Raw genomic sequence first — 14,774 nt, 5'->3', positions numbered from 1 at the left:
GGCAGGTATCAACGTAGATGGCCGAAAACAGATTAGTCCGCAGCTAAAATCAGCTGGGTTCACCCTTTAGCGTAATTTTCGGGATCGCTTCAAAAAAATCTGTGCCAACGGCGACAATACAACTAATGCCGTTCGCCTGAGTAACCAGAACCGTGTAGCTTCCGGTTTCCTTCGAGGTCCAAACCTCCATAATCGCCTGTGCACCGCGTGTTTTCTGCAATCCGCCAAAGACCAGCTCTTCTGAATAGCTGTCTTGCAGCTTGGCGATCACATGCTCGCGTTGCGCACAACCTTGGGCAAATGCAGGGGGGGCAGTGGCGGCCATTCCAAAGGCCAGGGTAATTCCAAACAGTCGCTTAAACATAGCTAGCTCCTTTCGATACGAGTTACGTTCCGAGAGGGGCACACCAGGAGGAGCATGCACCCCCCTCAGCACTAATGTCGGTATCACCACGCACTGGTTCAAAGCACGACTGGTCAAGAAAAAGTTGGCAGCAGGTGATCTCGACAGGTACATCATACCACAAAAACGCAAAACTTACGTGAGCCACTTCACAAGGCATGGCATAATGGCAACACAAGCACGAGCATGGCAGCGGATGCTGTCTGGCCGCAGGCTGGACTTACTGGATCCGACCCCTGTGGACATCGAAATCGAAGATATCGCCCACGGATTGGCCTTTGTGGCCCGCTGGAACGGCCAAACGGCGGGCGATTTCGCCTATTCCGTGGCTGAACATTCCCTGCTGGTCGAAGAGCTTTTTGGCCGGATTGCCCCCAAAGCGCCGGTGAAATGGCGGCTCGCGGCTTTGTTACATGATGCGCCGGAATATGTGATCGGAGATATGATCTCACCGGTCAAATCCGCCGTCGGCCCCGATTACGGCGCGCTGGATGACCGTCTGGCGGCAGCGATCCACATTCGGTTCGGATTGCCCGCTGCGGTGCCGAAAACGGTGAAACGTCAAATCAAAAAGGCCGACAAGATCAGCGCCTGGATGGAGGCGACACAGATTGCGGGGTTTTCCGAGGCTGAGGCGACCAAGTTCTTTGGCCGCCCCGACAAAGCGGTGATCGAGGGGTTGCAGATTACACTACGTCCGCCGGTTGAAGTGCGGAGGCGTATACACAGCGGCACGCATCCTTGATTGCACAGCTTTGAAAGGCGCATCTTAACCTGTCAGAGCTTCTCTTTGGCGCAAGACTGAACTGAAAAGGCACCACATTGACGACGAGAGCTATATGAAACAGCGGATCAAAGTCTGGACACTACTGTCGCTTAACTTTGCTCTGATCATCGTGCTCGCCTTGGTGTTCATTCGAGAGGACTATTTCGTCAGGGTTGCCAGAAAAATCACAGGTTCGCCTACACCGCCTCAGGAGACAATATATTATCAAACGAAGGTCCGGCTTCAGGAAAGAACCTCTCGCAAGCGCTGGAGACGTTCCAAGTTCAGGTCGCGGTGACAGGTGACTCGATCATCGAAGGTTGGTTGACCAGTGCGGTTTTGCCGAAATCGATCAACCTTGGGATCAGTCGCGATGATGTACCCGGCCTTCTTTCCAGAACGAAGCCCGAATTGGTTCAGCATATTCCGATCTGGTATCTGGGCATCGGGGTAAACGACGCTTTGACCGGTGCGGAAATCACCGATATCCCCGCTTACATTAAACAGCTGTCAGCAGTTTTCGCGCAGGCCGATACGTTGATCTGGCGTGCGGTGCTGCCGGTTTCTGGTGAAAACTGGACCGACACGCAAGAAATATACCTTGAGGCGTTTAATTCCGCCGCATCGCTGGCCTGTCGGCAGATGCCCAACTGCACCTTCCTGGAACCGCCCGCCGGGTATGCGGAGAATGTGTCCGAGTGGACCTCGGACGGCTTACATCCAAACCCCGAAGGCTATCAGAGGCTGACAGAACAGCTGTGTGCAATCGTGCCGTGTTTTCCGATGCCCCGCAATAGGGCTGTCGCGTCACCGCGGGCTGCGCTTCGCCAGAATCCGCTGCAGGGTCCGGCGGTGCATGTTCAGGCGTCGGGCTGTCTCGGATACGTTGCGGTCACACAGCTCATAAACCCGCTGGATATGCTCCCAACGGACACGATCCGCGCTCATGGGGTTTTCCGGCGGTGGCGGCAGTTCGTCGCCCTTGGCCAGCAATGCGCTGGTGATGTCGGTAGCGTCGGCGGGTTTGGACAGGTAATCGGTCGCGCCGATTTTGACGGCGGCCACGGCGGTGGCAATCGCGCCATATCCGGTCAGAACCACAACCCGGCTGTCGGGCCGCTTTTCACGCAGCACCTCGACCACATCCAGACCGTTACCATCCTCAAGCCGCAGGTCGACAACGGCATATGCAGGGGGGCGGGCTGTAGAAATGGCGCGGCCTGCGGCGACGGAACCTGCGGTCTCAACTTCGAACCCGCGCTTCTCCATGGCTTTGGCCAGACGTCTCAGAAACGGCTCATCATCATCCACCAAAAGCAGGGATTTATCGGGGCCGATATCCAGGTCAGAGCTGTCCGCCATATTCTGTTCTTTCCGCAATTTCACGTCTTTGGCTTAAACATGAGTAATAGCAGCGCCATTTCAAAGGTCAAATCGACTGTGCGCCCTACATCTGATCCAGAAAGCACCCGACCTTGTCAGCCATCTGTTCACCCGTGTCGTCGCGGTTGAAGAATTCCAGGAAGCCGTGCTCGGGTGTCATCAGGTAGGTAAAGGTGGAATGATCGACCAGATAGTACTCGTCGCTTTTGTCCTGCGCCTTGTAATAGGTCTTATAGGCCTGGCTGGCGGCCTTGACCTGCTCGGGCGTGCCGGTCAGAGCGATGGTTTTGCCGCCCAGATTGAACGCATAATCAGCCATCACTTCGGGTGTGTCGCGATCCGGGTCGATCGAGATGAACAGCGGCGTCACAGACTGGCCACGCTCGGCCAGAATATCCACGGCCTCGGCATTGCGCGACATATCGAAAGGGCAGACATCGGGGCAGAAGGTATAGCCGAAATAAACCAGTGTCGGCTCGGTGATCACATCTTTGTCGGTAACGGTCTCACCCTTGCCGTTGATCAGCTCGAACGGGCCGCCAATCGCGGCTGAGCCACCGGCGATCTGGCCGGAACGGCATTGCGCGAACTGATCGTCCGACCGGCCCCCCAGCGTCAGCAGCCACATGGCGCCCAGGCCAACGGCCAGAACTACGGTTGCGAGGATGGCATAAAGGCGGGTCATGACATCAATCCTGAAATGAGAGGGGTTGTTGATCGTTTTCGCCGGGACACCTATCAAGATGAACAGCCGATGCAACAGGACATAATAGACCGATGGCAAATTCCAACATCACTTCGTGGACCGGTCAGGAAGGCAGCAACTGGATTCGGCTGCGCACGCTGATCCTATTGCGCTGGGTGGCCATCATTGGCCAGTTCACGGCCATCACTGTGGCACAGCGATATTATCACGTGCAGCTGGAACTGGCCCTGTGTTATCTGGCCATTGGTGTTTCGGTCATGGGCAACATGACGGCCATTCTTCTGTTCCCGCAAAACAAACGCCTGACCGAGTTCGAGAACTTCCTGATGGTTCTGTTCGATTTGCTGCAGCTGGCCATTCTGCTGTATCTGACCGGTGGTCTGAACAACCCGTTTGCGTTGCTTCTGCTAGGGCCGGTGACCATTTCGGCCAACGTGATGAGTACGCGTTCAACCCTGATCGTGGGGGGTGTTGCGATTGTTGTGGCATCCTTGCTGGCTGAGTTTCATCTGCCGCTGCGCACGGAGCAGGGCGAGGCTTTGCTAATCCCCGACATGTTGTTATTCGGAAACTGGGCCGCGATCGTGATCGCAATTGTGTTCATTGGCGCCTACTCACACCGCGTCAGTTCCGAGGTCCGATCCATGTCCGAAGCGCTTGCAGCCACCCACATGGCCCTGGCGCGCGAACAGAAGCTGACCGATCTGGGCGGTGTCGTCGCCGCCGCCGCGCATGAGCTCGGAACGCCATTGGCCACGATCAAGCTGACCAGTTCCGAGCTGATCGAAGAGCTGGATGACCGCCCCGACCTGAAAGACGATGCCGCGCTGATCCGCGAACAGGCCAATCGCTGCCGCGATATCCTGCGCGATATGGGCCGCGCCGGCAAAGATGATCTGCATCTGCGGCAGGCTCCTCTGTCCACCGTGGTGCATGAAGCCGCCGAACCGCATATTCATCGCGGTAAGACGGTGCATTTTGACGAAGGGCCTGCCGGGGACGGTGATGTGCAGCAACCCTCGATCCTGCGCAAGCCCGAGATCATTCACGGGCTGCGCAACCTGATCCAGAACGCGGTGGATTTCGCCCGCGCCAATGTCTGGGTCGAGGCCGAATGGACCACCGATCAGATCACCATCAACATCATGGATGACGGGCGCGGGTACCCTTCGCAGATGATTGGCCGTATCGGTGATCCCTTCATGCGCCGCCGCCGAGCCGAATCCGATCAGCGGACCCGCCCGGGGTATGAAGGCATGGGGCTGGGGTTATTCATTGCCAAAACCCTGCTGGAACGCAGCGGGGCAGAGCTTCAATTCGCCAACGGGTCAGATCCCTATCAGAACCTGAGCGACAAAAAAGACCGGCGGGGCGCAATCGTACAGGTTTCCTGGCCGCGAAATCTGATCGACGCGCAAACCGGCGACACGCCTGTCCCATCGGGTGCGAACCAGCGTATCCAGGTCTGAGTTAAGACCCCGTTAACCATTAACGCGCATAGTTCCTTCCCGTGATGTCAGTACCGAGGAGAGCATGGTCGACTGGATCATTCTGGCCGCTATCAGCCTAGTATCCGCCAGCCTGGCGGTGCAATGGCTTTTGCCCCGTCGTCGGCAGCGGGGCGATAGTTTCGGTCTGTCCTCACCCGCGTCGCTGTTCGATGCGGTGTTTCTGTTCGATGAGGACCGCCTTATCAGCCATTCCGATATTTCTCTGGAAGGGTTTCAGGCAGTCCGCGACTGGCCTGATCTGCGCCGCCTGCTGCAACGGGACTTTCCGACCTTTCCGGAAACCCCAGACCGTATTCGACGCGAAGGTACCCTGGTCATTCCTGCCATCGACTGCACCATCGAACGCGATGTCCTGTGTGAATGGATCGACGGGATCGTGCGGGTGCAACTGCGCGACAGTACCGACCGCCCCGACCCGGTGCAGCGCGACCCCCAAGACCCGATCCGGCTGGCGATGGAACAGGCCCCCTATCCGGTTTGGCTGCTGGATCATCAAGGTAACGTGCGCTGGTGCAATGCCGCCTATGTCTCACTTGTGCGCAAGGTCCGTGGTCAGGATACTGATTTGACCGCACCGATGTTCCCCGGCACTGATGAAGACGCACGGTTGGGGGCAAAAAGCCGCATCTCAATTTCGTCCGAAGGCAGCGGCAACAAGCTGTGGTTCGATCTCACTCTGGTGGATCACCCCGAGGGGCACCTGTGCTATGCCGTCGATATCAATGCCATCGTCGCCGCAGAGACCGCTCAGCGCAAGTTCGTCCAGACCATGACGAAAACCTTTGCTCAATTGTCTATCGGGCTGGCCATATTTGACCGCAACCGACAACTGGCCTTGTTCAACCCGGCGCTGATCGATTTGACTACCCTGCCCCCGGATTTCCTCAGTTGCCGCCCCAGTCTGTCCAGCTTTTTTGACCGACTGCGGGATCAACACATGATGCCGGAACCCAAGAATTATCGCGGGTGGCGCAACCAGATGAACGACCTGCTCGAAGCGGCCGAGGACGGGAATTACCAGGAAACCTGGTCGCTGCCCTCGGGGTCAGTATATTCGGTCAGCGGGCGGCCCCATCCCGACGGCGCCGTAGCTTTTCTGTTCGAAGATATCACGGCCGAGATTACCCTGACCCGGCGCTTCCGTTCGGAAATGGATCTGATGCAATCGGTTCTGGATAAGTTGGCCGATGCCATCGCGGTGTTTGGTGATGACGGAACACTGGCCTTTACCAACCGCGCCTATCAACAATTGTGGGTGGATTCTGGTGAGGCCGGGTTCGAACCGGATTCCGTGCTGGATGTGACGCGTGGCTGGCAGGAACAATGCGTTGCCTCACCGATCCTCGGCGAGATTCGCGATTTCGTGGAAATGCGCGACAACCGTGCTGAATGGTCCAACGACCTAAAGCTGCGGAACGGCACCCAACTGTCCTGTACGGTCAGTCCCATGCAGAACGGCGCAACGATTGTGCGGTTCTCGGTCGAGGATGCGCCGTCAACCCTGCCGATCCGTCAAATCAGCGCCTGAACCGGGTTGCAGCCGCCCGGGCGTACGGTCATTGTGGCGCCATGACGTTGCACGCCCGTTCGATCACCCTGAATTCGCCCGAAGAAACCGCCGATCTGGCCGCACGGCTGGGTGCAAAATTGCGCCCTGGCGACATCTTGTTGCTTGAGGGTGAGATCGGCAGCGGCAAGACCCATTTTGCGCGCAGCCTGATCCAATCACTGATGTCTGTGCCCGAGGACGTGCCTTCGCCCACCTTCACGCTGGTACAAGCCTATGATACCCTACCTGGCGAGATCTGGCACTGCGATCTGTACCGGCTAAGCGCCTTGGAAGAGATCGAAGAACTGGGGCTGTCCGACGCTTTTGAAACTGCCATTTGCCTGATTGAATGGCCGGACAAGCTGGGTCCGCTGACCCCTGCCACTGCCCTGACCTTGCATTTGAAAACAGACCCTAACACGACGGGTTTGCGATATCTGACCCTTTCGTGGTCCGATCCGAAATGGCCCCAAATACTGGAGAGTGCCGCATGACGAACCGGGCTGTGCTGGCCGAGGCGCTGATTGCACAAACACCATGGTCCAACGCCACGCGCGCACCGCTGGCCGGGGATGCCTCGAACCGCCGGTACGAACGTTTGACCGATCCAGACACTGGCCGCACGGCGGTTTTCATGGACTCACCTCCGGGCAAGGCCGAACCGGTTGAGGCTTTTGTCCGCATGGCCAACTATCTGCGGGAAGTCGGGCTTAGCGCACCCGAAATCTATGCCGAGGACACAGAATTCGGCTTTCTGTTGCTGGAGGATCTGGGCGATGATCTGTTCGCCCGCGTCCTCAGGCAAAACCCTCGGATGGAGCGCGAGCTGTATGAGGCTGCAACCGACGTTCTGATCGAGCTGCACAAGGCACCTACCCTGTCACTGCCGTCTTATGATCCGACGATGATGACCGAATTGGCTGCGTTGTCCTTCACCAAATACGCCCAAGCGGTATTGGGGGAACATGATGCAGACGCTCGGATACGGTTTGAAAACCGCTTTGCGGATATTTTGCACCAAGAAACCTCGGGCCGCAAAGTGGTGATCCAACGTGACTATCACGCGGAAAATATGATCTGGTTGCCGGACCGTGACGGGGTCAAGCGGGTAGGATTGCTGGATTTCCAGACCGCGATGCTGGGCCACCCGGCCTATGACCTCGTGTCGATGTTGCAAGATGTGCGCCGTGATGTGGCACCGGGGACCGAGATGCGGATGGTAAACCGATACATCGATGCAACCGGCGAAAAGGATCATGACTTTCGCACTGCCTACGCCGTGTTAGGTGCGCAACGAAACCTGCGCATTCTGGGCGTGTTCGCCCGATTGGCGGTGGACTATGGAAAACCGCAATACATCGATCTGATCCCGGCCACATGGGCGCATCTGATGCGCGATCTGGACCATCCTGCGCTGGTCTCTGTTGCTGATCTTCTGCGCAGCGCCCTGCCCGCCCCAACCCCGGAAAACCTGGACAGGCTCAGACAGACATGACCCGACACCCCGACGCCGTGATGTTGTTTGCCGCCGGGTTTGGCACCCGTATGGGCACTTTGACCAAAGACCGGCCCAAACCCCTGATCGAGGTCGCAGGCCGCCCGCTGATCGATCACGCGCTGGATTTGACGGACGATCTGCCCGCTGATCGAGTGGTTGCTAACCTGCATTATTTGCCCGACCAGCTTGCAGCGCATCTGACCCCCAAGGGCGTGCTGACCTCTTTGGAAGAGCCGGAAATTCTGGAAACAGGCGGTGGGCTGCGTGCTGCTCTGCCCCTACTGGGGCTGGATCCGGTATTTACCTTGAATACGGATGCAATCTGGTCCGGGCCGAACCCTCTGACCCTTTTGCGCAAAGCCTGGGACCCCAACCGAATGGATGCGCTGCTTATGTGTGTTCCCATCGCCCAGACCATCGGGCATGCCGGACCGGGCGATTTCACGGCAGATGCCGAGGGCCGGATCACCCGTGGCCCCGGATTGGTCTATGGCGGGGCGCAGATCATTAAGACCGAAGGGCTGGCAGCCATATCGGAACAGGAATTTTCGCTGAACTTGCTGTGGGATCAGATGCACAAACAGGGCCGTCTATTCGCGGCCACCTACCCCGGTCGCTGGTGCGACGTGGGCCGCCCCGAGGGGATTGCCCTGGCCGAGGGGCTAATTGCCGATGTTTGAGCCCAGCGCCGCACCCCGCGTCTTTGCCGTGCCTCCGGGCGCAGATTTTCCAAAGGCTCTAGTGGATGGCCTGCGTCTACGCGCCAATGACCAACCGGCCGAGGCGCTGGCCCGGGTCCAACTGGTTGTCAACACGCGCCGTATGGCCCGGCGCGTACGCGATCTGTTCGATCAGGGCTCGGCCTGCCTATTGCCACGCCTATCGCTGGTGACCGATCTGGGCGAAAGCGTCGATCTGGCGCAAATCCCGCCCGCCATCCCCGCATTGCGACGCAAGTTGGAGCTGACGCAACTGATTGCCAAGCTCTTGGAACAACAGCCTGATCTCGCTGCGCGATCCTCATTGTTCGATCTGTCCGACAGTCTGGCGGCGCTGATTGACGAAATGCAGGGCGAAGGTGTTTCGCCAGACGCGATCCGGCAGCTGGATGTCAGCGACATGTCTGGTCACTGGGCACGGGCCCAGGCTTTTATCGGGATTGCCGACCATTTCATTGACTCTGGCCCTGATGCGCTGGACGCGCAGGCGCGGCAACGGCGTGTGGTGGAAAACCTGATTGATCGCTGGCAGGTTTTGCCCCCGCAGCATCCGGTAATCCTTGCGGGCTCTACCGGCTCGCGTGGCACCACATTGATGCTGATGGAGGCCGTCGCTCGCCTGCCGCAAGGGGCGCTGATCCTGCCTGGTTACGATTTCGATCAGCCTGACCATGTCTGGCAGGGATTGGACGATGCGTTAGCCTCAGAAGATCACCCGCAATACCGGTTCCGAAAACTGATGACCCGGCTTGAGATACAGCCGAGGCAGATCGAACGTTGGACGAACAACCCTGCCCCGTCCCCTGCCCGTAACCGTCTGATCTCACTTGCCTTACGACCCGCACCGATCACTGATGCCTGGATGTCCGAAGGCCCCCAGCTAACCGATCTGGATGGCGCCACCAAGGACCTCACCCTGGTTGAGGCGCAATCCCCCCGCGCCGAGGCATTGGCCATCGCCCTGCGTCTGCGTGAAGCGGCAGAAACCGGCCAGACCGCCGCGTTGATCACGCCTGATCGGATGCTGACTCGTCAGGTCAGCGCCGCATTGGATCGGTGGAACATACTGCCGGATGACAGTGCGGGTCTGCCATTGCAGCTATCGCCTCCGGGCCGGTTTCTGCGCCATGTGGCTGGGCTGTTCGCCCGGAGGCTCGAGGGCGAGGCGCTGCTGACCCTGCTGAAACATCCGCTTTGCCACGATGGCGGCGATCGCGGTGCGCATCTGCTGCATACCCGTGATCTGGAACTGGATTTGCGGCGACACGGCCCTCCGTTCCCCGAAAGCGCCAGCCTGGCCGCTTTTGCCATCCGCAAAGAGGTGCCAGAGCAGTGGATGCAATGGCTGGTGGCGCAGTTCTGCGACCAGCAAGTGACGGGTGAATTACCTCTATCCGAATGGGTGACCCGCCTGCGCAATCTGGCCGAGGCGATATCGGCCGGTAGTGAAGGCGACGCCGGAACGCTGTGGGACAAGAATGCGGGCCAAAAGGCGTTGTCGATTCTGACCGCGCTTGAGGACGAGGCCGAACATAGCGGCCCGATGACGGCCCATGATTTCGCCGACCTGCTGGGCGCGCTGCTGGCGGGGGAAGAGGTTCGCGACCGGGACGCGCCACATCCGCATATCATGATCTGGGGAACGCTTGAGGCCCGGGTTCAGGGCGCTGATCTGTTGATTCTGGGCGGCCTAAATGAAGGCAGCTGGCCCGAGGCCGCAGCACCTGACCCTTGGCTGAACCGACAGATGCGCGACAAGGCGGGGCTGTTGCTGCCCGAACGCCGCATTGGCCTGTCAGCGCATGATTTCCAACAAGCCGTCGGAGCGCCCGAGGTCTGGTTGACCCGCGCAACCCGATCCGATGACGCCGAAACCGTGCCATCGCGTTGGCTGAACCGGATGACGAACCTTTTGCAGGGCTTGCCGGGGCAGGGTGGTCCCGAAGCGCTGGCTTCAATGCGCGCTCGTGGCCAGCAATGGCTGCGTTGGTCAGAACAGCTTGAGGTCGCGCCGAAGATCGAACCGGCCGCGCGTCCATCCCCACGCCCGCCGGCCGCCGCACGCCCACGCCGTCTGAGCGTGACCGAAATCAAACGCCTGATCCGCGATCCCTATGCGATCTACGCCAAACATGTGCTGCGGTTGCGGCCACTGGACCCCATGGTCCAGGCACCAGACGCTTTGCTGCGCGGGATCGTCATCCACGAAATCCTTGAACATTTCGTCAAGGACAGTGTTTTGGACAGCGCTTTGCTGACACGCGAGAATTTCCTGAAACGCGCTGAGACGCTGTTGGACCAGCATGTCGCGTGGCCGACCGCCCGCAAACTGTGGCTGGCACGGCTTGAGCGGATTGCCGATGACTTCCTCACCGCTGAAACCGCCCGACGTGGCGATGGTGGGCCAGTGGCGTTTGAGGCCGCGATGAAGCTGGTGCTATCGCCACTGGATTTCACCATCGCCGGACGAGCCGACCGAATCGATCACAACAGCCGTGGCGCGCTGCGGATCGTGGATTACAAGACCGGCACGCCTCCGACCGAAAGCCAGCAAGCCAAGTTCGACAAACAATTGCTGATCGAGGCCGCCATGGCCGAGCAGGGCGCCATCGAAGGCATCGATCCGTTACCGGTTGCCGAGGCTGTATTCATCGGCATGGGCGGTACTTACAAAGAGGTCGCGGCCCCATTGGCCAAGGAGCCGCCTGACAAGGTTCTGACCGAGCTGAAAGAGCTGGTATCTGCCTATTTAGAGCCTGATCAAGGCTTCACCGCGCGCCGGATGCTGCACAAGGACACGGATGTTGGCGACTATGACCACCTCGCCCGGTTCGGCGAATGGGACCGCACTGACAAAACCACACCCGAGGTGCTGAAATGAACGCCCGCAATGATGCAACCGATCGGCAGGTGCAGGCGGCGCGCCCAGATGCCTCGACCTGGTTGGCGGCCAATGCGGGGTCGGGCAAGACGCGGGTTCTGACCGACCGGGTGGCACGGTTGCTGCTGGGTGGCGTGCAGCCGCAACATATCCTCTGCCTGACATACACCAAAGCCGCCGCCAGCGAGATGCAGAACCGGTTGTTCAAACGGTTGGGTGAATGGGCGATGCTGGGGGATGACAGCTTACTGACGCAGCTGACTGATCTGGGCGTGTCGGGCGTGATCGACCCTGACAGGCTAGCGCAGGCCCGCACCCTGTTTGCCCGCGCCATCGAAACGCCGGGTGGACTAAAAATCCAGACGATCCACTCATTCTGCGCTTCGCTATTGCGGCGATTTCCTTTGGAGGCCGGGGTTAGTCCTCAGTTTTCCGAGATGGAGGACCGGGCCGCAGCGCTGTTGCGCGAAGAGATCGTCGAAGATTTTGCCGATGGTCCGCAGGCCGCACTGATTGAGGATGTCGCCCGTTTCGTGACAGATACCGGCTTTGACAATCTGACCGCCGCCGTCACGCATAAACGCAACCTCTTCTCTCAGCCAATAGAGTGGCCTGATCTGCTGCAACGTTTCGATCTGCCCGACGGGTTCGACGAAAACGCCCTGCTGGCCCGCGTGTTTCTGGGTGGTGAGGTCGACTTGATCCGCGCGATCCTGCCTGCACTGACCGAAAGTGGCGGCAACAATGCCAAGGCTGCGGCCAAACTGGCGGCGTTCACTGAGGCGCGCATTGGCAGCTTGCCGCTGTTGGAGAGCGTGTTTCTGACGGGCAAATCGGCCAAAGAGCCTTTTACCGCCAAGATCAACAGTTTCCCCACCAAAGCCCTGCGGGAAGGCGTGTTGGCTGGTCATATGCCTCAGCTGGAAGCCCTCATGGTTCGGATCGAGGCCGCTCGCGAACACCGGCTGGCTCTGGTCGCGGCACGCAAAACACATGTTCTGCACCGTTTTGCTGCTGCCTTTTTGCCAGAATACGAACGCCGCAAGCTGTTGCGCGGCTGGCTGGATTTCGACGACCTGATCCTGCGCGCACGGCAAGTGCTTAACGATCCGGCCGTGGCGGAATGGGTGCTGTACCGTCTGGATGGCGGCATCGACCACATTCTGGTGGATGAGGCGCAGGATACCAGCCCAGATCAATGGGATGTTGTTGAAAAGCTGGCTCAGGAATTCACCAGCGGGGAAGGGGCGCGATCCGGGGTCGAGCGGACTATTTTCGTGGTCGGCGACAAGAAACAGTCGATCTATTCCTTTCAGGGCGCTGACCCGCAGGCCTTTGACCGGATGCAGCAGGAATTTGGGCGTCGATTGGAAGAATCAGGCTCTAAACTGTGGGATTCGACACTGGAATACTCATTCCGATCCTCCAGTGCGATCCTGTCTCTGGTCGATATCCTGTTCGAAAACCGTGCCGAGGCTGGGTTTCACAAGGATAGCCTGCACCGCGCATTTAAGGCCGATTTGCCAGGCCGCGTTGATTTGTGGCCGGTGGTTGAAAAGGTCGACGAAGATGATGATGGCGACTGGACCGATCCGGTGGATCGACCCGGCGCGCGGCACCACGCCGTCATTCTGGCCGAACAGGTAGCCCGCTCGATCAAGACCATGATCGACACCGGCGAGACGATCCCCGAGGATGGTGACCGGCCCGGCACTTTCGTTCGGCGCAAGGTGCAACCGGGGGATTTTCTGATCCTCGTCCAACGCCGTTCAGACCTGTTTGCCGAGATCATCCGCGCCTGCAAGGCCGAAGGTCTACCCATTGCCGGGGCCGACCGTTTGAAAGTGGGCGCGGAACTAGCGGTCAAGGATCTGGCGGCGCTGTTGAGCTTTCTGGCCACGCCCGAGGACAGCCTGTCACTGGCCACAGTGTTGAAATCGCCTTTGTTCGGGTGGGGTGAACAACAATTGTTCGACCTGGCGCATCGGCGGCAGGAACAGTTTCTGTGGGCCGCTTTGCGACAACGGGCCGAGGAGTTTCCCGAAACGCTAGGCATCCTCAACGATCTGCGCGGTCAGATCGACTTTCTGCGCCCTTATGACCTGATCGAACGCATTCTGACCCGGCATGACGGGCGGCGGAAACTATTGGGCCGACTGGGGGCCGAGGCCGAGGATGGTATCAACGCACTGCTGTCACAGGCACTGGCTTATGAGCGCACCGATATTCCCAGTCTGACCGGGTTTTTGATCTGGATGCAAACCGACGATCTGGAAATCAAGCGGCAGATGAGCGGTGTCGGCAACATGATCCGCGTGATGACGGTGCATGGCTCCAAAGGGCTTGAGGCCCCGATCGTGATCCTGCCGGATACCGGCAAGCGACAAGCCCCGCGTGATGCCGAGATCATGGTGGGTGAGGGCACACCGCTGTGGAAAGTACCCGCGGATGCCTCGCCAACCTTGATCGCCCGAGCACGGGCCGAGGCGCGGACGCGGGAAGAAAATGAACGGCTTCGACTGCTATATGTGGCTCTAACGCGGGCCGAAAAGTGGCTAATCGTCGGCGCCGCCGGGGATGTCGGCAAAGACGGAACCAGTTGGTACCAGATGGTCGAGGCTGCGATGGCACGGGCAGGGGCCGCACAGGTCCCTGGCTCGGAAACCCTGCGTCTGTCACATGCAGATTGGGACGCGTTACCTCTTGTCGAACATGTGGAGCCTGAGATTGCCGCGACTCCGCTGCCCAACCAGTTCCTTTCCCCAGCGTCCGTGCCAGAACAGGCGCCCGAGACGCTCAGCCCGTCTGATTTAGGTGGGCCCAAAGCGTTGCCCGGAGATACCGGCCAGGATGAAGAGGCCGCCAAATTGCGTGGCACGCGCCTGCACTTGTTGTTGGAACACTTACCATCCGTTGCGCCCGAGAATTGGCCGCAGCTTTGCGCCCGGGTTCTACCTGATATGCAACAACCTGACCGGCAGGAACTGCTAGATGAAGCGCAGGCCGTTCTGGCGGCTGACCATCTGAAATTCGTGTTCGCCAAAAACACACTAGCCGAAGTACCAGTGACCGCCAATCTGAACGGGCGTCGCATGCATGGGGTGATCGACCGTCTGATCGTGGCCGAGGCGGATGTTCAGGTGATTGATTTCAAATCAAATACCACGGTTCCTGACAGCGCATCAGCCTGCCCCGAAGGTCTGTTGCGACAGATGGGGGCCTATGCCCAAGCGTTGGCGCAGATCTATCCGGGTCGACAAGTTCGCACGGCGATCCTGTGGACGCGCACTACCGATCTGATGTGGTTGCCACACGATCTTGTGACGGATGCATTGACCCGCACCCAGATATCTTGACC

At 59.3% G+C, this 14,774-nt stretch carries 10 protein-coding genes and 2 pseudogenes; 9 read left to right on the top strand and 3 right to left on the bottom strand.

Annotated elements, in window-relative coordinates:
* Nucleotides 1-49: 49 nt before the first annotated feature.
* The gene (locus tag ACR3EP_RS14630; protein WP_170550368.1) at nucleotides 50-364 is read right to left on the bottom strand and encodes a hypothetical protein; all 315 of its coding nucleotides are present in this window, start codon (nucleotides 362-364) and stop codon (nucleotides 50-52) included.
* A 205-nt stretch (nucleotides 365-569) separates the two neighbouring features.
* Here ACR3EP_RS14630 and ACR3EP_RS14625 point away from each other — a divergent pair.
* Both ACR3EP_RS14625 and ACR3EP_RS14620 read left to right on the top strand, forming a co-directional pair.
* Nucleotides 570-1,162: pseudogene (locus ACR3EP_RS14625) on the top strand (HD domain-containing protein).
* Between the two features lie 301 nt (nucleotides 1,163-1,463).
* Nucleotides 1,464-1,901: pseudogene (locus ACR3EP_RS14620) on the top strand (GDSL-type esterase/lipase family protein); the annotation flags it as partial.
* Nucleotides 1,902-1,976: 75 nt separating this feature from the next.
* On the opposite strand, the gene ACR3EP_RS14615 reads toward ACR3EP_RS14620, so the two are convergent.
* Together ACR3EP_RS14615 and ACR3EP_RS14610 are read right to left on the bottom strand one after the other, a co-directional pair.
* On the bottom strand, nucleotides 1,977-2,531 hold the full coding sequence (locus tag ACR3EP_RS14615) for an ActR/PrrA/RegA family redox response regulator transcription factor (RefSeq protein WP_058283361.1): 555 nt from the start codon (nucleotides 2,529-2,531) through the stop codon (nucleotides 1,977-1,979).
* Nucleotides 2,532-2,616: 85 nt separating this feature from the next.
* Entirely contained in the window at nucleotides 2,617-3,237 is a 621-nt protein-coding gene (locus tag ACR3EP_RS14610) for an SCO family protein (protein WP_480638497.1), read from the bottom strand.
* A gap of 92 nt (nucleotides 3,238-3,329) precedes the next feature.
* Here ACR3EP_RS14610 and regB point away from each other — a divergent pair, with 92 nt between their 5' ends.
* The 7 genes from regB to addA all read left to right on the top strand — a co-directional run bounded on the left by regB (nucleotide 3,330) and on the right by addA (nucleotide 14,772).
* Nucleotides 3,330-4,727: a sensor histidine kinase RegB gene (gene regB, locus ACR3EP_RS14605; protein WP_170550357.1), complete on the top strand. Its 1,398-nt coding sequence runs from the start codon at nucleotides 3,330-3,332 to the stop codon at nucleotides 4,725-4,727.
* A gap of 64 nt (nucleotides 4,728-4,791) precedes the next feature.
* Nucleotides 4,792-6,297, top strand: a complete 1,506-nt coding sequence (locus tag ACR3EP_RS14600; RefSeq protein WP_480638496.1) for a PAS-domain containing protein — start codon at nucleotides 4,792-4,794, stop codon at nucleotides 6,295-6,297.
* Nucleotides 6,298-6,338: 41 nt separating this feature from the next.
* Entirely contained in the window at nucleotides 6,339-6,812 is a 474-nt protein-coding gene (tsaE, locus tag ACR3EP_RS14595) for a tRNA (adenosine(37)-N6)-threonylcarbamoyltransferase complex ATPase subunit type 1 TsaE (RefSeq protein ID WP_170349530.1), read from the top strand.
* The gene (locus ACR3EP_RS14590; RefSeq protein ID WP_480638495.1) at nucleotides 6,809-7,813 is read left to right on the top strand and encodes an aminoglycoside phosphotransferase family protein; all 1,005 of its coding nucleotides are present in this window, start codon (nucleotides 6,809-6,811) and stop codon (nucleotides 7,811-7,813) included. Before tsaE ends, ACR3EP_RS14590 begins: the two co-directional genes overlap by 4 nt.
* Nucleotides 7,810-8,496: a nucleotidyltransferase family protein gene (locus ACR3EP_RS14585; RefSeq protein ID WP_480638494.1), complete on the top strand. Its 687-nt coding sequence runs from the start codon at nucleotides 7,810-7,812 to the stop codon at nucleotides 8,494-8,496. Before ACR3EP_RS14590 ends, ACR3EP_RS14585 begins: the two co-directional genes overlap by 4 nt.
* Complete coding sequence (gene addB, locus ACR3EP_RS14580) at nucleotides 8,489-11,416, top strand: double-strand break repair protein AddB (protein ID WP_480638493.1); 2,928 nt, start codon at nucleotides 8,489-8,491, stop codon at nucleotides 11,414-11,416. Before ACR3EP_RS14585 ends, addB begins: the two co-directional genes overlap by 8 nt.
* A complete protein-coding gene (gene addA / locus ACR3EP_RS14575) occupies nucleotides 11,413-14,772 on the top strand; it encodes a double-strand break repair helicase AddA (protein ID WP_480638492.1) in 3,360 nt (1,119 codons plus the stop codon). Before addB ends, addA begins: the two co-directional genes overlap by 4 nt.
* Nucleotides 14,773-14,774: the final 2 nt, after the last annotated feature.

Source organism: Ruegeria sp. BB10 (assembly GCF_056535725.1).
Note: the sequence above shows the minus strand (reverse complement) of the source record. Positions and strands in the feature narration are given on the sequence as shown.

Bases quoted from the DNA above. Each gene is read 5' to 3' on its own strand.
- ACR3EP_RS14630 (WP_170550368.1), bottom strand. From the start codon at position 364: ATGTTTAAGCGACTGTTTGGAATTACCCTGGCCTTTGGAATGGCCGCC.
- ACR3EP_RS14615 (WP_058283361.1), bottom strand. From the start codon at position 2,531: ATGGCGGACAGCTCTGACCTGGATATCGGCCCCGATAAATCCCTGCTT.
- ACR3EP_RS14610 (WP_480638497.1), bottom strand. From the start codon at position 3,237: ATGACCCGCCTTTATGCCATCCTCGCAACCGTAGTTCTGGCCGTTGGC.
- regB (WP_170550357.1), top strand. From the start codon at position 3,330: ATGGCAAATTCCAACATCACTTCGTGGACCGGTCAGGAAGGCAGCAAC.
- ACR3EP_RS14600 (WP_480638496.1), top strand. From the start codon at position 4,792: ATGGTCGACTGGATCATTCTGGCCGCTATCAGCCTAGTATCCGCCAGC.
- tsaE (WP_170349530.1), top strand. From the start codon at position 6,339: ATGACGTTGCACGCCCGTTCGATCACCCTGAATTCGCCCGAAGAAACC.
- ACR3EP_RS14590 (WP_480638495.1), top strand. From the start codon at position 6,809: ATGACGAACCGGGCTGTGCTGGCCGAGGCGCTGATTGCACAAACACCA.
- ACR3EP_RS14585 (WP_480638494.1), top strand. From the start codon at position 7,810: ATGACCCGACACCCCGACGCCGTGATGTTGTTTGCCGCCGGGTTTGGC.
- addB (WP_480638493.1), top strand. From the start codon at position 8,489: ATGTTTGAGCCCAGCGCCGCACCCCGCGTCTTTGCCGTGCCTCCGGGC.
- addA (WP_480638492.1), top strand. From the start codon at position 11,413: ATGAACGCCCGCAATGATGCAACCGATCGGCAGGTGCAGGCGGCGCGC.